Annotated in this window: 12 protein-coding genes and 1 pseudogene; 5 read left to right on the plus strand and 8 right to left on the minus strand. The window is 55.6% G+C overall.

The genetic code is table 11. The features are described from left to right. Positions 1-24: 24 nt before the first annotated feature. Positions 25-1,125: an efflux RND transporter periplasmic adaptor subunit gene (locus HNV11_RS12810; protein WP_171740039.1), complete on the minus strand. Its 1,101-nt coding sequence runs from the start codon at positions 1,123-1,125 to the stop codon at positions 25-27. Further along, the gene (locus HNV11_RS12815) at positions 1,125-2,441 is read right to left on the minus strand and encodes a TolC family protein (protein ID WP_171740040.1); all 1,317 of its coding nucleotides are present in this window, start codon (positions 2,439-2,441) and stop codon (positions 1,125-1,127) included. Before HNV11_RS12815 ends, HNV11_RS12810 begins: the two co-directional genes overlap by 1 nt. Positions 2,442-2,690: 249 nt before the next feature. On the opposite strand from HNV11_RS12815, the gene HNV11_RS12820 reads away from it, so the two are divergent. Then, entirely contained in the window at positions 2,691-3,767 is a 1,077-nt protein-coding gene (locus HNV11_RS12820) for a glycoside hydrolase family 53 protein (protein ID WP_171740041.1), read from the plus strand. 139 nt (positions 3,768-3,906) lie between these two features. Continuing rightward, complete coding sequence (locus HNV11_RS12825) at positions 3,907-5,052, plus strand: glycosyltransferase family 61 protein (protein WP_171740042.1); 1,146 nt, start codon at positions 3,907-3,909, stop codon at positions 5,050-5,052. Between the two features lie 15 nt (positions 5,053-5,067). Here HNV11_RS12825 and ggt read toward each other — a convergent pair whose 3' ends face one another. From ggt to HNV11_RS12840, 3 genes are all read right to left on the minus strand, one after another. Beyond that, positions 5,068-6,810, minus strand: coding sequence for a gamma-glutamyltransferase (gene ggt / locus HNV11_RS12830; protein WP_171740043.1), 1,743 nt, complete (start codon positions 6,808-6,810; stop codon positions 5,068-5,070). 170 nt (positions 6,811-6,980) lie between these two features. After that, a complete protein-coding gene (locus tag HNV11_RS12835; RefSeq protein WP_171740044.1) occupies positions 6,981-9,425 on the minus strand; it encodes an outer membrane beta-barrel family protein in 2,445 nt (814 codons plus the stop codon). A gap of 782 nt (positions 9,426-10,207) precedes the next feature. Continuing rightward, a complete protein-coding gene (locus HNV11_RS12840) occupies positions 10,208-10,657 on the minus strand; it encodes a DUF3244 domain-containing protein (protein ID WP_171740045.1) in 450 nt (149 codons plus the stop codon). 206 nt (positions 10,658-10,863) lie between these two features. Here HNV11_RS12840 and HNV11_RS12845 point away from each other — a divergent pair, with 206 nt between their 5' ends. Continuing rightward, the gene (locus tag HNV11_RS12845) at positions 10,864-11,277 is read left to right on the plus strand and encodes an EamA family transporter (RefSeq protein WP_171740046.1); all 414 of its coding nucleotides are present in this window, start codon (positions 10,864-10,866) and stop codon (positions 11,275-11,277) included. Positions 11,278-11,289: 12 nt separating this feature from the next. Here the strand turns inward: HNV11_RS12845 and HNV11_RS12850 are convergent, their stop codons facing one another. Together HNV11_RS12850 and HNV11_RS12855 are read right to left on the minus strand one after the other, a co-directional pair. After that, complete coding sequence (locus tag HNV11_RS12850) at positions 11,290-12,114, minus strand: MBL fold metallo-hydrolase (RefSeq protein WP_171740047.1); 825 nt, start codon at positions 12,112-12,114, stop codon at positions 11,290-11,292. Positions 12,115-12,138: 24 nt separating this feature from the next. After that, positions 12,139-13,749, minus strand: a complete 1,611-nt coding sequence (locus tag HNV11_RS12855; RefSeq protein WP_171740048.1) for a SulP family inorganic anion transporter — start codon at positions 13,747-13,749, stop codon at positions 12,139-12,141. A gap of 95 nt (positions 13,750-13,844) precedes the next feature. Here HNV11_RS12855 and HNV11_RS12860 point away from each other — a divergent pair, with 95 nt between their 5' ends. Together HNV11_RS12860 and HNV11_RS12865 are read left to right on the plus strand one after the other, a co-directional pair. Further along, positions 13,845-15,047, plus strand: a complete 1,203-nt coding sequence (locus HNV11_RS12860) for a class I SAM-dependent methyltransferase (RefSeq protein WP_240163413.1) — start codon at positions 13,845-13,847, stop codon at positions 15,045-15,047. A gap of 37 nt (positions 15,048-15,084) precedes the next feature. Further along, on the plus strand, positions 15,085-15,768 hold the full coding sequence (locus HNV11_RS12865) for a hypothetical protein (protein WP_171740049.1): 684 nt from the start codon (positions 15,085-15,087) through the stop codon (positions 15,766-15,768). Between the two features lie 39 nt (positions 15,769-15,807). Here the strand turns inward: HNV11_RS12865 and HNV11_RS12870 are convergent. Then, positions 15,808-18,308: pseudogene (locus HNV11_RS12870) on the minus strand (bifunctional UDP-N-acetylmuramoyl-tripeptide:D-alanyl-D-alanine ligase/alanine racemase). Between the last annotated feature and the right edge of the window lie 27 nt (positions 18,309-18,335).

Here is an 18,335-nt window from a genome sequence, read left to right on the forward strand (position 1 = left end):
TGATTTGGTAGATACATAGCTGTTTCATAAGTCATCCGCACTCACAAGAACCGATTTCTCGCTTAATCCGCCTTTCACTTCAACGAGGTCGAAGTTTTCGGCTCCCTTTATAAACCGGACTTTTTTCTTTTCGCCGTCCTGCTCGACCCACACGCTGTCGGTGCCGATAACGTAGGACTTGGGAATCGTCAGTACGCGCTGGTTCTGACTGATAATGATATTGGCTTCTACCGTCAGCCCGTAATACGAAGCCGGCCGCTCGCCCACGAACTCTGCATCAACCCGAAATGACTGATCGCTTCGGTTCAGGCGGGGATACTTCTTGCTGACGCGCGCCCGGAATACCTTATCCGGATAGATGTCGGCTTTCAGAATTACCTCCTGCCCCGTTCTGACGCGGCCAAAGTCGCTTTCATCGACGGATAGTTTCACGTATAACTGGTTCCCGCTGCCCACCAGCGCCAGTTGCTCACCCGGCCGGACAATCTCGCCGGGCTCCTTGTAGACCTCATAAACTTTCCCATCCACAAAACTCCGGATGCGGGTGTTGCGACCCGCTACCTCCGAGCTGACCAGCTGGCTGCGGTTGTTGGCTACGTCGAGCTGAATCTGGTTGCGGGTGCGCTGCAGACTGTTGAGCTGGGCGCGGAGGTTATTGCGCGATACAGTATAGTTCAGTTCGGCGCGCTCCAGTTCAGCCCGCGACGTAGCGTTTTGCGCGTATAATTCCCGAAAACGAGCGTAATTGATGGAGTCGTTGCTCAGCCGGACGCGGGCATTCCGCACCTGCGCTTCGAGTTCCGACAGCACGGGCGAATTCGCGCTCAGGTTTGATTTTGCCAGTTGATACGCCCGGTTGGCCGCCTGCCGACGGGCATCCTCAGTAGCGCTCTCCAGCACGAACAGGAGTTGATTCCGGCGGATGGAGTCGCCTTCGTTGATGAGCCGCTGCTGCAATACCCCATCGGCGTCGGCCGTAACGGTGTATTCATTGCGGGGAAAAACGCTGCCCGAGGCATAGACCGCTTCGGTGAGTTCTCTGTACTGGGGCTTAATGCCCTCCTGGCCCCGGTTACAGGCTGTGCCAGCCAGGGCCAGCGCCATAAGGTAAAGTCTGGTTCTCATTACTGACCGCTTCTGATTTGTAAAATGGTCTGGTTAATAAAGACGTTCGACAGATTGTTGAGGAACCGGTTCTGCGCCGTCAGGGCTTCGTTGAACACGTTCAGGTACTGATCGTAGGCGAACAGGCCGGAGCGGTACTTCACCAATGCGATCTGAACGTTCTGCGTGCTGAGGTCATAATTCTGGCGGTTCAGATCCAGCGAGCGAACGGCCTGGTTATACGTATTTCGAATATCTTCGGTGTCGATCTGCTGGCGGTTCTGCTCGTAGGCCAGTTCGGTCTCGGCTCGTTTGAGCTGCAGCCGGGCACGCGTCAGGCCGCTGGTTCGCAGACCACCCGAATAAATGGGCAGATTGAACTGCAGTCCCGTTACGCCAATGGTGTACCAGCGCTCGTTCGGGTTCAGAAAATTGATCTGATTCCGCTGCGCCTGCTCCGAAAAGCGGGCATAGGCCGACAGCGTCGGCCAGCGCAGCAGCTTCTCACGGTTCACCTGTAGCCGGAACAGTTCGACCTGCGCCTGCTGCAGCAACACCTGCGGCCGCTGCACCGACAGAGCCGCCCCGGCCGGAACCAGCCCCTCAACCGGCCGGGTAGCCAGATCCTCCGCCAGCACCAGACTATCGGCCGGAGCCAGCCCGAGCAGGAGCTTTAACTGGTTTACATTCCGGACGTAGGCAACCTCATTCTGGTAGAAGACGTCGGCGGTGGTCAGTTGGATGGAGCGAATCCGGTTATATTCCAGCGGTTCAATTAAGCCTTTATCCAGGCGCTGGCGGGCAATCTGGGTCAGGGTGTCGGCCGCCAGCAGATTCCGGCGCGTAATGCCGATAGCCGAGCGGGTCAACAGGGCCGCGTGATAGAGCCGGGCCGTCTGGGTGGCAATCTCGTCCTGAAGCACCAGCGTCTGATCGTCGATGACCCTTAGATTCTGGTCGGTGATGGCCAGATCCAGCCGGGCGGGCCGGTTCAGCACGGGGGCGGTTATCTCGGCTCCCGCGGTCAGAAAAAACGGCAGCCCGAACCGCAGCGACCGGTACTCGCCCGGACGACCACCCAGAAACTCGGCCGGAACCAGTTGCACCGGCAGGGCGTAGTTGTAATCGAAATTAGTGAAAACCCTGGCCTGGGGCCGTAAAGCCGCCCGTGCGGCCACCCGCTGCTGATCCTGCGCCAGCCGGTTCTGACGGGCACTCAGCAGGTCGGGGTTACTACGTCGGGCCAGCGCCAGCGCTTCCCGCACGTTTTGAACAACGGTCTGGGCGTTTGCCGCCAGTGATAGGCACAACGCCCCAGCCAATAGCAACCGATTCATAGTGACCTCAGATGGATACCCAAAGGAAGAAGGTTTCGGACTTGAGAGTACGTTTTTTTTCGCGAAGCGGCCGAAATTCCGGATAAAGCGGAAACCCGATGAAACAAATAAATTTCGGGGATGATTGTGCTTGATCTCTCAACCTATTTCATCCTTCGCGGTTACTACAAAACCAGTCCTTACATCGTTGGCCTGCCCGGCTACGCATGAATACGACGTAACCGGATTCCATTTTCTAACCGGAACCTGATGAACAAAGCCTTATTCCTCGGATTAGCCCTTAGTCTTCTTCCAATCGGATGCCGAACCAGCAACCCGTCTACAACAACCAGCACTGGCCGGATTACAACCGGGCAGCGAAACCAACAGGCGCAGCCCTTTGCTAAAGGAGCCGATATCGGCTGGCTACCCCAAATGGAAGCGTCGGGCTATGTATTTTATAATGACCAGGGCGTCAGGCAGGACTGTTTTCAAATTCTGAAAGATCATGGCATCAACACCATCCGCCTGCGAACCTGGGTTAATCCGTCATCCGACAGCATCAGCGGCCATTGCAGCAAAGACGAAACCGTCGCGATGGCCGTACGCGCCCGGAAATGGGGCATGCGGGTCATGATCGACTTCCATTATAGCGATAGCTGGGCCGATCCCGGAAAACAAAAGAAACCGGCCGCCTGGGAAGGCCACGATTTCCCGAAATTGCTAACGGACGTGTATGAGTATACCTTCGAGGTCATGACCGCGCTCAAAGCCAAAGGGGTTACGCCCGAATGGGTACAGGTGGGCAACGAAACGCCGGGCGGCATGATCTATCCAGAAGGCAGCACGGCCAACTGGGCGCAACTGGCGCAACTGATCAACAAAGGCTACGACGCCATCAAAGCGGTCAGTCCACAGTCAAAGGTGATTCTGCACCTGGATCAGGGCAACAACCGCGAGCGGTTCCGGACCTGGTTTGATAACGCCCGATCGCACGGAGCCCACTACGACGTCATTGGCCTGTCATATTACCCGTACTGGCTACCGGGCAATCCGGACTATCAGCTTTCGATTGATGACCTAGCCCGGAATATGAATGAACTGGTTGAACGGTATGGCAAGGAGGTCATGGTTGTTGAGGTCGGTGGCGAAGACACCAAACCGCAGAACACCTACGACATGCTGGTTGCCGTGCAGCGCAGGGTTAAGGCTGTACCCAATAATAAAGGACTGGGCGTCATTTACTGGGAGCCGGAAGGCGCCAGAAGCTGGAGCAAGTATCCGTTAAGCGCCTGGGGCAATGACGGCAAGCCCACCAAAGCCCTGGATGCGTTTCTGGCGGAGTGAGCGTCTCCCCCACTTAGTAAACAGTTTCCAAAATTCTTCCGACAATCGGTTTTGTCAATATATTTACGCTAAAGCCCTGATTCATACGTCACTTTATAACATTTAAAACCGGCTTTCACCTATCCCTTAAACCGGTCAGATGATAAACCATATCCTTGTAAACACCAAAATAGCCGTTCGTAACGCCTTAATTCTACTGGTCAGATTAGTTGGTATACGGCTTTTCAATCTGAATCAAACCATTACCTTCCTGACCGACAGTCAGCGGGCCTATGAACCGGAGTACCAGCTTTCTCTACCCGATGTGTTTGACGCCATCGACCCGGACAAACAGGTTTTTAAACGTCCTGAAGCGGTTACACTCCCCACTTACGCGTGGCAGTACACCCCCAGACCCGCTAGTGCTGCCCTGCTGCCCAGTGGGTGCCTGTTCGCCGAAGGCCAGGTTCTCTGCACCGACTACTGGAACTACCAGGCGATTAAACACCGGCTTCGGCCACCCAAACGCCAAACGGTTCAGACCGATCTGCTGGTAGCCCCCTTTTCGCATCAGCAGGATATGATTGCGTTTGGCGGTTACTATGATTATCTGTTTCTGATCGCGGCCAAATTGTGCCGCCTGCAACAGGCCATGCCGGAGGTTTCCTTTGCCGATGCGGCTGTTGCCTACCCGCTGTTCGGCACCTCGTATGAGCAGGAGTTTTTGACCCTGATGGGTTTCCGGCCCGAGCGGATTCTGGACAGTCGCCAGCATGACGTAACATTTACAAGCTGCCTGCTGGGCAGTGGTGGAGACTGGTTCTATCCCAGCCCAGCGGATATCCGGGCGCTTCAGATGCGGCTGACTCCGCTGGTTCATAACCCCGATAAGAAACGGGAGCCAACCTATATCAGCCGGGCCGGGCGTCGACGGGTTGTCAACGAAGATGCGCTGGTCCGGATGCTGGAAACGTACGGGTTTAGAATCGTTGAAGACAAGCCGCGCACCCTCGCCGAACAACTGTCGATCTATAACCAGGCCTCGTTTGTGATTGGTCCACATGGCGCGTCGTTCAGCAATATTCTCTGGTGCGAACCGGGCACCCACCTGTTTGAATTGTTCGCTCCCGACTACGCCCCGCCTTTTTTTCTGTACCTCGCGCAACTCCTGGGCCTTCGCTATTCAGCCGCCTACCAGAAACGCCCCGACCAAAACCCGGTTAATGCCATTGAAGCCAACATGCGGGTTTCTATTCCAGATCTTGAACGTAAACTTAACCAGGTGTTTGAGAGCGACTTCCGATAAGAGTACCTAAGCCGATCAGTACCCGGCGGCCTGGCCGTCTTTACGCATTTCGGTAGCGCCCCAGTAAATTCGGTTGACGGCATCCCACTGAATGGCCTGGTAGCCGCCGAAGAAATCGGTTTCGGCCAGATGATGTCCCCGGCGTTCGAGTTCGGCGCGAACCTCTTTGGCGATACCGCTTTCCAGCGCCAGCCGCCCCCCATCATTCATAAGTGTTCCTACGGGTTCACTGCTGCCCGAATGGCTGAACCGGGCCGCATCGCCTGCTTCCTGTACGTTCATCCCGAAGTCAATGATGTTACACAGCACCTGCAGATGCCCCTGCGGCTGCATGGCCCCACCCATTACGCCGAAGCTCAGAAATGGCTCCCCATTTTTAAGCACAAAACCCGGAATGATGGTTGTAAAGGGCCGCTTGCCGGGCGCGTAGACGTTGGCGTGGCCCGGCTGCATCGTAAAGCTGGTCCCCCGGTTATGGAAAACAAACCCCAGGCCATCGGGCACCATACCGCTGCCAAACTCAAGCATATTGCTTTGAATCAGGGAGACCATATTTCCCTGATCGTCGGCAACAGTCAGGTAGACCGTATCGCCCGCACGCAGGGCGGGCTCTCCGGCATCGAGGTGTTCGGACGCTTTGACAGGATCGATCAGCTTCCGGCGCTGCGTGCCGTATTCCTTCGACAGCAGCCAATCCAGCGGAATCTTACCAAAATCGGGGTCCGAGTAGTACCGGGCACGGTCTTCGAAAGCCAGTTTCTTGGCTTCGACCAGCAGATGCAGGTAATCGGCGCTGTTGTGTCCCAGCTTTTTCAGGTCGTAACCTTCCAGAATGTTGAGCATCTGTAGCACGGCAATGCCCTGTCCGTTTGGCGGCAGTTCAAACACGTCGTAGCCGCGATAGTTGACCGATACCGGCTCGACCCAGTTGCTTCTGTGAGCCGCCAGATCGGCCTTCCGTAGGTACAGCCCCGCCCGGCGGGCGTACCGGTCCATTACATCAGCCAGGGAGCCCTTGTAGAAAGCATCCCGCCCCTCCTCGGCAAGTCTCTCATACGTAGCCGCCAGATCCGGATTGCGAAAGATCTGCCCTTCTACGGGTGCTTTTCCGTCGATGAGAAACGTCCGGCGAAAATTATCGAACTCACCTATATCGGCCAGACTGCCCGCCAGCCGCCTGGCGGCCACCTGCCAGGAATAGGCAATGACCTGCGGAACGGGAGCCCCTTCCCGCGCGTACCGAATGCTGGGTGCGAGCAGATTCCGCATGGGCGTTTTGCCAAACCGGCGATGCAGCTCAAACCAGCCATCGACCGCGCCTGGCACGGAAACCGACAGCGGGCCGTAGAGCGGAAGCTGGGTCCGCTTCCCCAGAACGGTTCGCAGGGCATCGTAGCTCAACCCTTTGGGCGAACGGCCACTGGCGTTAAGACCATACAGCTTCCGGTCTTTAGCCGACCACACGATAGCAAACAAATCGCCACCGATGCCGCCGTTGTTGGGCTCTACGACGCCCAGCGCGGCATTGGCGGCAATGGCGGCATCAACGGCCGTTCCGCCCTGTTTCAGAACGTCCAGGCCAATCTGCGTAGCCAGTGGATGGCTGGTCGCGACCATGCCACGTTGCCCCAGCGTTGGGCTGCGGGTTACGAAATTCGGGCCGGTAATGCGGTCGCCCTTACCGGTCGACTGTCCGTATAGCTGAATAGCCGTCAGCGCCAGTAAGCCGATTACATAATCTATTCGAATGCGTCTCATCCCTGCAAGGGTAACTGAATATGTTACTGCTATCCTGGGTAAAGACGGCTGCATTCAAAAACTATTGGCGGCACCAGGGAAATCTGGTGGCCAAAACAAACAACGCGTTACAGGCTCCTGACCGGAAAAGCCTGTAACGCGTTGCTGACCAGAACTATACTACCTCACTTTTAATTCGTCCGCCGAATTTCTTCGTCGGAGCCGGTACGCCGTTGCCGCTCGCTTTTCAGCTTCTGATTGCCGAAGGTATAGGTCAGATTCAGCAGCGCGACGCGCGTATCGAACGTCAGCACACCCCGCTGATAGCCGCTGGGCACATTTACGGTCGGACGGAAGCGGTTGGTATGGAACAGGTCCTGCATGCTGAACTTTAACTTTAAGGCCGACGACATCGCTTTCTGCACCCCCGCATCCAGCGATCCCAGCCAGGGCGACCGCCAGATGCCCTGAACGGCGGGGGTGCTGACCCAGCCGTTCAGCTCGGCCGTCCAGCCGTGGCCCAGCGTAAAGGCGTTGTTGCCATTAAGCCGACCGGCAACGTTCTGCATCTGCAACACTGTTCCTTCGTAATCGTACTGAAACTGATTGTAGTACCCCAGTACGTTCGTTTGCAATTGCCAGCCTTTCATCACGGTCAGGGGCCAGCTGAGTGTTAGCGTATACCCGTCCGAACGACCCAGGTTCTCCACGGTTACGTAGGTTTTGTTGCCCTCTACCGAATGAATGGTAAAGAACATCAGATCGGTTGTGTAGTTAGCCCCCAGCGAGACAAACACCCCATTCTTCAGGCTTAGCTTGCCCTCCACCGCGTGGGTAAACTGCGGCTTCAGATAAGCGTTGCCCTCACTGTAGGCGAAGGGATCAACGTAACCCCGCGCCGGATTGAGACGCTGGTAGTTGGGCCGGTCGATGCGGTAACTATACGAAAAGGTCAGCGTCTGGTTTGGCGACAGGGGCCGCGATACAAACAGGCTCGGGAACCACTTCAGATAATCCCGGACGACGACCTGATTCAGGGTTATGGAGTTCCCTTCCGAGTGCGTGTGTTCGGCCCGCAGACCAGCCTGTATATCAGTTTTCCCAAATACCTTTCCCGACACGCTCACGTAGGCAGCCCTGATCCGCTCGGTGTACTGAAACCGATTAGACAAAAGCGGGTCAACCACCAGGGCTCCCGCCGGTCCGCTGCTCAGGTATAAATCGTTGTCAGTTTCTACGCGTGCCGTTTTCAGCCCCGTCTCCAGCTTCCAGCCTTTCAGCAACGGCCGGTTATAATCCACCTTCATGGTCTGAATGTCTATCGTCGTAGGCTGCGTTATCAACAGCCCTTCCACGGGCGAGGAGACGTCGCTGCTGGCAATCAGGGTTTTAGTCAGCAGACTGTTGTCGTACTCACGGCTGAAATAGCCCCGGTCAAAATCGGCGTTCAACTGGCCGCCCTTCTCCCCGAACGAATGCTGGATGTTCAGATTCCCGATCTGGTTCTGACTGTATACGTTATACGTCTTATCCGTCACCGTCTGCAGATAAACCGGGGCTCCTTCCGCCCGCCGGAAACTGGTGCTGGCCGGTCCGCGTTCGCGGTGGTCGCTCCAGAAGCCGGTCCAGACGATGCCGATGGTGGTCGTTTTGGAAGGCGAAAAATCCAGCCCGACTTTAGCGTTCTGTCCTACGTCCCGAAACTTCAGATATGATGTCTGATGCACCACGTTCCGCCGGAACGCGTCGTCCGGACTGGGGTCGGGCTGGCTGCGATTGAGCAGAAAGTCCCAGTAGCTGCCGCCCCGGTTCAGGCTGTAATTACCGAACAGGTTCAGCTTCTTCGTGCGGTGGTTCAGTTGCAGGCCGCCCCGTTCCCGATCAAACCGCCCCGACCCGCCGGCTATTGACACCGTGCCGTTCGTTCCCAGGTTTGTATTCTTCTTCAGCCGGATGTTAATAATGCCTGAGTTACCGGCTGCGTCGTATTTGGCCGAGGGGTTCGTGATCAGTTCAATCGTTTCGATGTTGTCGCTCGACATACTCCGCAGCAAAGCAATGACATCCTGCATGGAGAGATACGTCTGCTTGCCGTCAATCTGCACGATAACGCCCTCTTTCCCCCGTAGCTGAAGCCGGTCATTCTGGTAGTCGACCGTAACACCCGGCGACTTTTCAAGCACCTCCAGCGCCGTGCTACCGCTGCCGACAATGCTGTTCGCTACGTTGACGACCGTACGATCGAGCTGCTGCTCAACGAACGGTTTTTTGGCCGTTACCTGCACCTCGGCCAGTTTTCCAGTTACTTCAGACAGCGTCATACCGGGCACGGCAACCGGGCTGGTTGCTACGTCCAGTGCATTCGAGTGCGCTTTCTGGTAACCAACAGCCGACACCCGCACGATATACTGTCCCGCCCGTACGTTCTCGAAGGCATAGGTTCCCTGCTGGTCGCTGGCGGTACCTTTTGCCAGGCTTGAATCACGGGCGTTGAGCAGGGCCACACTGGCGAAGGGTAACGGCTTACCGGCTCCGTCGCGAACCGCCCCGTTCAGAGTTGTCTGACCAAATGTTTGCAGGGTTACCAGCGCAGCCAGCAAGCCTGTACCTGTACGTGTAAGTCTGTTCCTGTTCATTATATAGGGTATGTGGATAAGCACACTCCATTAGGGAGCGTGCAGGAATAATGTTGATAAAAGCAGGCGTTTTTACCGACGCTGTACAAGGCTGGCCGAACCAGCGTAAAGTCCTGGGTGGTAGAAAAGCCAATAGTTGCCCTGGCGGGTGGAGAAACGCTCAACTGGGGCCGAACCGGAACCAGCGACGCAAATGACACGCCACGTGAAGATGATGTGAACCAGAAGCGGATGCCGCCTTTTCATATGGATAAACAAGAAGAGTGTGGATAGAATAAACCAGTGCTGATCGATCCGAACAGACTCCGATAAACTGGCTACGTGCGGCTCAGATAAAGGCCGCAATACACCCGTAACGACAGCGTGTCTTACTCGAAAAATCAGCAGAGTGCAGGTAACAACTCGGCAGCAACTACCGGAGTGCGGGTTGAGCAGCGTCGGGCTGGCCATGCAGCTTCTTTGTTAAGCTGCGGAGAAAGTAAGCGGAGCCATAGCCCTACCGGGTAGCCAGGGTCAGAATCGTCAGGCTGACCGCTGGTTATCAGATAAGCGACCCAGAAGTAAAAACCACGTAGGTTTTTTAAGCGAGGGGGAACATCGGCGGTTGTGTTTAAATCGCGAATCGAAGGTATATAACTAGCTGATATAAAAGCTAATAGTCTTGAGCGAACGGTTAAAAAGCACTATATACGTCAATGGTATGGCTTCGGAGGGTTAGGGAATGGCAACACCATTCGCTCAACTCTGAAACCATACCATTGACGTAACCGAACCCGCAGAAATTAATGCTTTACCGCGAGTCTGGCTCCTTCGGTTGTGTCATGGGTCATGACAATCCGGCCAGACGAAGGAGGCTCGATTCGGAACGTCTGCGTAACCCGGGCGAGATGCGTCTTCAGCTCGATTGTATAAAAACCGTAGGGCAGAGCCGAAACATCAAACCGCCCGGCGTACTTTGGCGCGTGAATCAAATCCTGGTAGATCACTTTTTTCTTTTCGTCCAGAATTTGAATCTGTACCGACGTATGCGACTGGTTTTCGAAATGAAGCTTAACTGCCGACCGGTTTAGAATTGGATAAGCAACCGCACGCAGGCTGGCTGGCGCTTCGGCAATTACATCCGGCCCGGTAAACGTCTGGGCGTATAAAGAAGGCGACGCCAGTGCGAAACCAGCAATCAGAGCGCGGCCGATCAGGGCGCGCTGGCTTGGGGTAAGGTGGAACGTTTTCATGGTGTGATAGAAGATAATAGTTGGATAATCACCTTCACCAGAAGGGTGATCGCGTGATTAAACCCTTAGTCGGAGCCTGGCAAATAGTTGGTAACACTCTGAGAATTATTTTTTAATCAGTCGTTAAATCTGCCGTTGGGATATAGAGCGGCCCTTTTTCTTCTAACTCGGTCGAAGCCGGGAAGGCTTCATTAAAGAACAAGATTATGTGGTGGATATACGCGCTTTTATCGGCCCTGTTTGCTGCTCTCACGGCGGTTCTGGCCAAGGTTGGCATCAAAAACGTCGACAGCGATCTGGCAACGGCCATTCGGACGGTCGTCATTGTAGGAATTGCCTGGGGGATTGTGCTGGCCCGTAATGCCTGGCATGGATTACCCCTGCTGACCCCGAAGAACTGGACATTCCTGCTCCTGTCGGGTCTGGCAACGGGTCTGTCGTGGCTCTGCTATTTCAAAGCCCTGAAACTGGGTACGGTCTCACAGGTAGCGCCGGTCGATAAGCTGAGCGTCGCTATCGCCATCGTACTGGCCGTCCTGTTTCTGGGCGAGACCCTTACGCTAAAAACGGCCCTGGGGGCAGCTCTGATTATCAGCGGAACGCTGGTGCTGATCTGGTAAGCCGACCCGGCTCTAATCGAAAATCGCCAGGTACCGCCAGATCGACTCATCGAACAGCTGGTGGCCATTGGTGTCAATCCGCTGCCAGTCAAACGCCCCATAAATGGAATCAAACGCGAGCGGAGCTACCCGATCCCTGATCTGCTCTACCGCGTTTCGGCGCAGAGGCAGGTGGTTCGGGTAACTATACATAAAAGTTAGCCCCCGCCGGTCGCGGGTGACGTAAATACTGTCGCCAGCCAGCAAGGCGCCGTTGCCATCGGATAAATGTGGGGCGTATAACACGCAGCTTCCCGGAAAATGCCCGCCCGTATTGACAATGGACAAGTTGGCCCAGAGCGGCATTGTTTCGCCCGACCAGCGATGAAGCCGGTCAGATGGGTTCATGATCCACTGTCGGTCGTTTGCGTGCAGGTAAACCGGGCAGTCAAACACTGCAGCCCATTCGTTCATCAGGCTATAGTAGTGCGGATGCGAAATGGCGATTCCCCGCAACCCGCCCTTCGAGCGGATAAATGCAATGGTCGGCTCGTCGAGAAACGGCAGGCAATCCCAGAGCAGATTGCCTGCCTCACTCAGCAATAGATGCGCTTTCTGGCCGATTGCAAACGAAGGCGTAATCCGCAGATCAAACAGTTCGGGCTGCAGTTGCTGAATCCGGATCGTGCGGTCGTTCGCCAGGGCAGCCCAGCTAATCCAGGTCTGACCCGCGTCCCCGATATACTGCCGGTCGTCGTTACAGATCCGGCACAACCCGGGCAGGGAATTCACCGGATCGTACTGCGTCCCGCAGGTGGCACAGATACAGCTCAACTGCTCGTTTGCAGGATGGTACATTATCGGTAGCGGCTGGGCCGGCCTTTATCGGCTAGTCAGTTTTTCTGCTTTTGGGCTCCACCTGCGTCGGCTCAGGGCTATGTTACGCAGTTCATAGTTGATGCCCTGCACTTTTGCCGTTTCGCGGTAATCGTGCAGCATGTTGTAAATATCGTGGTCAATAAACGGTGCTTTGGAACCATCGATAATCACCTCGTCGCCGGGCTGTAACGTCCCCAACGCTTCCTTCAACTGCGGTTTGCTTAGGAAATACAGATCCTTTTCGAACTCAATTGTCACCTTACGCCCGTCGCGGTTTAACCGGAACGTAGACTGGAAGTTAGTGTAGAGTACGTAAATGATACCAACTACCGTACCAAGGGCGATCCCGACCAGCAAATCCGTGAACACAATTCCCACTACCGTCACCATGAACGGCACAAACTGACTCCAGCCATCCCGGTAGGTTTTCTTGAAAATAGCCGGCTTGGCCAGTTTATAGCCAACCATGATCAGCACAGCCGCCAGACAGGAGAGCGGGATGAGATTCAGAAGCGCTCCGCCCAGAAAAACGGCCAGCATCAGCAGAACACCGTGGATCACGGCCGACATCCGCGTTCTGGCTCCTCCATATACGTTGGCCGTGGTCCGCACAACAACCGACGTAACGGGCAGACCGCCAATCAGACCCGACAGCATGTTTCCAACTCCCTGCGCGATTAATTCCTGATTGGTGGACGATACACGCTTGGCCGAATCGAGCCGGTCGGAGGCTTCCAGATTCAACAGCGTCTCCAGACTGGCCACCAGGGCAATCGTCGCGCCAATGATATAAACCTGGGGATTTTGGAGAATGCTGAAATCCGGGAAGTCGAATATCGAAAACACACTTTTCCCAACGGCAATGGTTGGAATCTGCACCATGTGCTGATGGGCCGTATCGCCCAGATACCATCCCGGCATGGCGACCCGGAACAGCTCATTCAGCGCTATGCCAACGAGCACTACGGCCAAAGCCGCCGGGAAGTTTTTGAAAAAGGCGCGGGTGCTGCGGCCTGCAGTCCGCTCCCAGACAATGAGGATTGCCAGCGATGTAAGACTGATCACGACGGCGCCGGGGCTGGCCGTTTCGATAGCACGATAAATTTCGGAGATCGTATTTTCGCCGTCGGCCAGCTGCTGAAACTCAAATTCGCCTTCGTAGTCGTTGTCGCGGCCCAGGGCATGAGGAATCTGCTTCAGAATAATCACAAGGCCAATGGCAACGAGCATTCCTTTGATAACGCTGTCGGGAAAGAAGCTGCTGAACCGACCGGCTTTGAGCAGACCCATGATTAACTGGATGAGTCCGGCCAGCACAACGGCCACCAGAAATGCCTCGTAAGAACCTATTTTTGTAATCGCATCGGCGACAATGACGGCCAGACCAGCCGCCGGTCCACTGACGCTGACTTCGGACCCCGACAGCAGGCCAACTACGATGCCGCCAATCATGCCAGCCACCAGGCCCGAAAACAGAGGTGCCCCGGAGGCCAGCGCGATTCCCAGACAGAGTGGTAGCGCTACCAGGAAAACAGATAAACCGGCAGGGAGATCCTGCCGTAGGTATCCAGACTTATAATGAGCTAGGGTGCGAATTGGATTGACTCGTTGCATGAAAGGTTAGGGGGTTATTTATGTGTGCAACACTGAAGATACCTTTAGCGTTGCACAAAATTAAAAGTAGATTAAAATTTAACACTATACGTTGAGTGGCATTTATTTCTATAGTCGAACGCTCGTTTATCCGTACGCACCTGACCGACGATCTGCGGTCGCTGATGCTGCGGCCTCATCCAGCCGGACTTGACCTGAAAAAGCTGGCGGCTCAGATCGGCGCCCGTCAGAAAGCGCGAGAGAAACTGCCTACCTGGTACGCCAGCGATGAGGTAGTATTTCCACCCGCTCTGTCATTCGAACAGGCATCTTCCGAGCGAACGGCAATGTATAAAGCCTCACTCGTACAGGGCGCCCGGCTGGTTGACCTGACGGGGGGTATGGGCGTTGATAGCTGGGCGTTTGCGCAGTACGTTAAGCGGGTCGAATATGTGGAGCAGCAACCCGAGCTGGCCAGTCTGGCGGCTCATAATCTGCCGCTGCTGGGCGCATTGAACGTAACGGTTCAGGCGGGTAATAGTCTGGCGTTCGTTGAAAACCTGACCGAAAGCGTCGACTGGCTGTATCTGGATCCGCACCGGCGCGACGAACGGGGCGGTAAGGTCGTCCGGTTGGAAGACTGCGAACCCGATGTTTCGCGCCCCGACGTGCTGACGAACCTGCTGGCCCGAACCAACCGAATTCTTTTGAAAACATCACCCCTGATTGATATTGATGCCACGATCCGGCAGTTAGCAACTGGCTCGGCCGGGTCGGTTGAAACCGTGCATGTGGTGGCGGTACAAGGTGAGGTTAAGGAAGTTTTGTTTGTGCTAACCCAGCAGGCTATAGCTGAAGAATTGATAGAGATTAACGCCGTTAACCTGCTATCAAACAGAAGCTTTATACTTCCATTCAACCGGAAAGACGAGCGCAGAGCTGATGTTTCCTTTGGCAATCCGCAGCACTATATTTACGAACCGAACGCGGCTGTTCTGAAGGCGGGGGCTTTCAAGCTGGCAGCCAGCCGTTATAACCTGACCAAGCTGGCGCCCAATAGCCATTTATACACTAGCGATGCGTTACGACCCGATTTTCCCGGCCGCGTGTTTTCATGCCAACAGACGATTAAACCAGATGCCAGGTCATTGCGGGCGCTTGTGCCGACCATGCAGGCCAACCTCACCGTGCGAAATTTCCCGCAGTCGGTAGCTGAACTTCGTAAAAAGCTAAATTTACGCGAAGGTGGCGATACCTATTTATTCGCGACCACGTTGCTGAACGGCGACAAACGGCTGCTGGTTACGCAGAAAATCTAATAGAGTACTTACTTCCAAATCAATTTCCCAGCTTGCTATGAACTTCATCCTACGTTTCGCTTTGGTTATCGGCTTCTTTAGTCGGGTCAGCGGCTTGCAGGCGCAAACGGTCTATGCGGGCGAAAGCAATGTTGATAACGCTAAACGACCCGGTGTCTACCTGACGCTGCAGGGCGACGGTCGCCTGATTGAAAAAGCCTGGGAAGATCAACTCAAAACGTATGGTCGCCTAGCCACTTCGCGGGGCACGTACCGGGTGTCCAATGCCGACATTAGCGACATCTCCCCCGACCCGATTAACCTGGTCAGTACGGTAAAAGCATCGCGCAGCTCCGCCACTATTTTTGCCTCCTTCGACAAAGGCAGCGGCAACTACGTAACACCGGGCAGCAGCGGCTACTCCGCAGCGGAAAAAATCCTGAAAGATTTTGCCGATAAGACACGGTTCATGCAGGAGGTCCGGACGGCCGAGAGCAGCCTGGAGGAAGCCCAGAAAAACCACCAGAAACTGGTGCGCAATGGTGAGCGACTCCAGCGCGAAATTGAACTGAACGCCAAAGAAAAAGAGCGGCTGATTAAACGAATTGAAGAAAACGAAAAGCAGCTCGAACAACTCAAAAAAGATATTGAAACCAACAAAACCGAACAGGAAACTGCCGTGACGGAGCTGGAAAACCGGCGAAAGAATGTCGAAGCGGTCAAAGCCAAGGGCAATAATTAAGGCTGAAGGGATCATAGCCCAGTCTTAACTACGCTTTCCTTAATTGCCTTCTTTAAAAAACACCCGTTTCACACGCTCGCTGATGCCCGTCAGGATTTCGTAGGGAATGGTCCCAATTTGTTGCGCCAGTTCGGTAATGGCGATTTCCTCCCCGAACATCTCGACCTCGTCTCCCTCGGCGGCCGACGCGGCCGTTACGTCAATCATGGTCATGTCCATGCACACGTTGCCAACCGTGGGGCAACGCGTACCGTTGACCCATACGTGCCCAACCCCATTCCCTAGCCGCCGGTCATACCCATCGGCGTATCCGATGGCCAGGGTAGCAATTCGGGCTTCGTGATCAAGTACCCCCCGGCGACTGTAGCCCACCGACTCCCCGGCCGGAACGGTTTTGATCTGACTGATAACGGTTCGCAGCGTGCCAGCGGGCTTTACGGCCCCGGCTTCAATTCGACTGGCCTCCACGCCGTATAGCCCGATTCCTAAGCGAACCATATCGAGTTTGTAATCCGGGAACCGCACAATCCCCGCCGAATTCAGCAGATGCCTGGTCGGTCGGTAGCCCAGACCCGCTTCGAGCGTAGCGGTGCAGCGCAGGAAGGTTTCGTACTGCTGATGCGAAAATGCGTTAAACTGCGCTTCATCGGCCCCGACCAGATGGCTGAATACGGTGGCGACGCGCAGGTTCGGCTGGCTGTTCAGGTAGCTGATTACGTCGGGCAGTTCGCGTTCCAGAAAACCCAGCCGATGCATACCCGTATCAATCTTTACATGCAACGGGCAGGGCGTCTCTGCGTTGCCACCAGCGTTTTTAGAGACAGCCCGGTTCGCGGCATCCTCGGCGATAAACCCCGCCCACTCTTTCAATAAGCGCAGACTGTAAATTTCCGGTTCCAGCTTGTATTCCAGTAGCGTGGCAAAGGTTTCAGGCGCCGGGTTCATCACCATAATCGGCAAATCAACGCCGTTCTGCCGGAGCGACACGCCTTCGTCGGCATAGGCAACGGCGAGGTAATCCACGCGGTGAAACTGGAGCAGTTGCGCCACTTCGGCACTGCCGCTGCCGTAGGCAAACGCCTTCACCATCACCATGATCTTGGTCTGCGGCCCTACTTTCTCCCGGTAATAGTTCAGGTTGCTGGTGAGGGCGTCGAGGTTGATGTGCAGCACCGTGCCGTGCACTTTACGCTGCAGGCGATTAACGATCCGCTCGAACGAAAACGGCCGTGCTCCTTTCACCAGTACGGCGCTATCGCGCAGATCATTGCCCCGGAAAGCGGTCAGGAAATCATCGGTGGTGTTATAAAAGCGACTGTTCTGCGCGAAAAACCGCCGGTTCCGGCTCAGCACCGGCCCGATCCCGACAAAAAGTGCCACTTCATTGGCCTGCATCAGCGCCCCGACCTGTTCGTAGAGGTCCTCTTCACGCTGCCCCGACTGGAGTACGTCGGACAGAATAACGACCCGACGGTTGCGGGTGCTTTGCTGGTTCAGGAATCGCAGGGCAAGCTGCAGTCCGGCGACGTCGTTATTGTAGGAATCGTCGATCAGGACGCAGTTGTGGATACCCTCCTTCAGTTCAAGCCGCATCGAAACGGGTCTAAGCCGGTTCAGCCGGAGTTGAAGCACGTCGGTGCCGGAGATGCCCAGCGTCAGCATCGCGACGATGCAATGCAGGAGGTTTTCGACCGATGCCGGGTCCGTAAAGGGCAGTCGCAGCTTTAATCCGTCGGCAGGCCCCGCCAGCGTAAGCCAGTCCCCGTTCAGCTCGGCCCGGTAGAGCGCATCCCCCCCGTCAGCGACCAGGTGATGAACTGCATATCCGGGTTGACGGCCTTCAGCAGCAGGTTGACTTCCTCGTCAATGTCGGTGTAGTCGCGGCAATAAATCAGCGTGTTCGTGTGAATGAACAGCCGCAGCTTCTCGGCAATCTTCTGCTTTCGGGTTCGGAAGCCTTCGTCATGGGCCGTACCGATATTGGTAAAGATCCCGATCGTCGGCCGGATAATCGCTTCGAGCGCCTGCATCTCGTGCGACCGGGAAATACCGGCTTCAAAGATACCCAGCGTATGGATGCTGTTCAGCTCATGCACCGACAGCGGTACGCCCAGTTGCGAGTTATAGCTTTTCGGGCTTTTGGCGATCCCAAAATCGTCGGCCAGCAGTTGCGCGAGCCATTCTTTCACGATGGTTTTACCGTTGCTGCCCGTAACACCAACTACCGGAATCCGAAACTGACGGCGATGGTCGGCCGCCAGCGACTGCAACAGCTGCAGACTGCTGTCAACCTCAATAAAGGTAGCGTCCGGATAGTGGGCCAGTTCAGCTCGTCGGTCTGGCGTCAGCGCCGAACGTTCTACGACAAACTGCCGCACGCCTTTCTGGTACAGTTCGCCGATGAAGTCGTGTCCATCGTGGTGTTCGCCCTGGATGGCAAAAAAAACGGCAGCGGCCGACTGAGTCGTGTTAGCGGGGCCGGTAACCTGCCGGGAATCGGTCAGCCAGATATCGTTCAGAGTGGCTAAGGTTGGCGCCATAAACTAATGCAGGATCACGGCCATCCG

Origin of the sequence: Spirosoma taeanense, assembly GCF_013127955.1 — a bacterium.
In the GTDB taxonomy this organism is placed as follows: Bacteria; Bacteroidota; Bacteroidia; order Cytophagales; family Spirosomataceae; genus Spirosoma; species Spirosoma taeanense.

Excerpts from the sequence above, each read along its gene's own strand:
- HNV11_RS12840 (WP_171740045.1), bottom strand. The coding sequence starts at position 10,657 with ATGAAAACGTTCCACCTTACCCCAAGCCAGCGCGCCCTGATCGGCCGC.
- HNV11_RS12815 (WP_171740040.1), bottom strand. The coding sequence starts at position 2,441 with ATGAATCGGTTGCTATTGGCTGGGGCGTTGTGCCTATCACTGGCGGCA.
- HNV11_RS12810 (WP_171740039.1), bottom strand. The coding sequence starts at position 1,125 with ATGAGAACCAGACTTTACCTTATGGCGCTGGCCCTGGCTGGCACAGCC.
- HNV11_RS12820 (WP_171740041.1), top strand. The coding sequence starts at position 2,691 with ATGAACAAAGCCTTATTCCTCGGATTAGCCCTTAGTCTTCTTCCAATC.
- ggt (WP_171740043.1), bottom strand. The coding sequence starts at position 6,810 with ATGAGACGCATTCGAATAGATTATGTAATCGGCTTACTGGCGCTGACG.
- HNV11_RS12845 (WP_171740046.1), top strand. The coding sequence starts at position 10,864 with ATGTGGTGGATATACGCGCTTTTATCGGCCCTGTTTGCTGCTCTCACG.
- HNV11_RS12865 (WP_171740049.1), top strand. The coding sequence starts at position 15,085 with ATGAACTTCATCCTACGTTTCGCTTTGGTTATCGGCTTCTTTAGTCGG.
- HNV11_RS12850 (WP_171740047.1), bottom strand. The coding sequence starts at position 12,114 with ATGTACCATCCTGCAAACGAGCAGTTGAGCTGTATCTGTGCCACCTGC.
- HNV11_RS12835 (WP_171740044.1), bottom strand. The coding sequence starts at position 9,425 with ATGAACAGGAACAGACTTACACGTACAGGTACAGGCTTGCTGGCTGCG.
- HNV11_RS12825 (WP_171740042.1), top strand. The coding sequence starts at position 3,907 with ATGATAAACCATATCCTTGTAAACACCAAAATAGCCGTTCGTAACGCC.
- HNV11_RS12855 (WP_171740048.1), bottom strand. The coding sequence starts at position 13,749 with ATGCAACGAGTCAATCCAATTCGCACCCTAGCTCATTATAAGTCTGGA.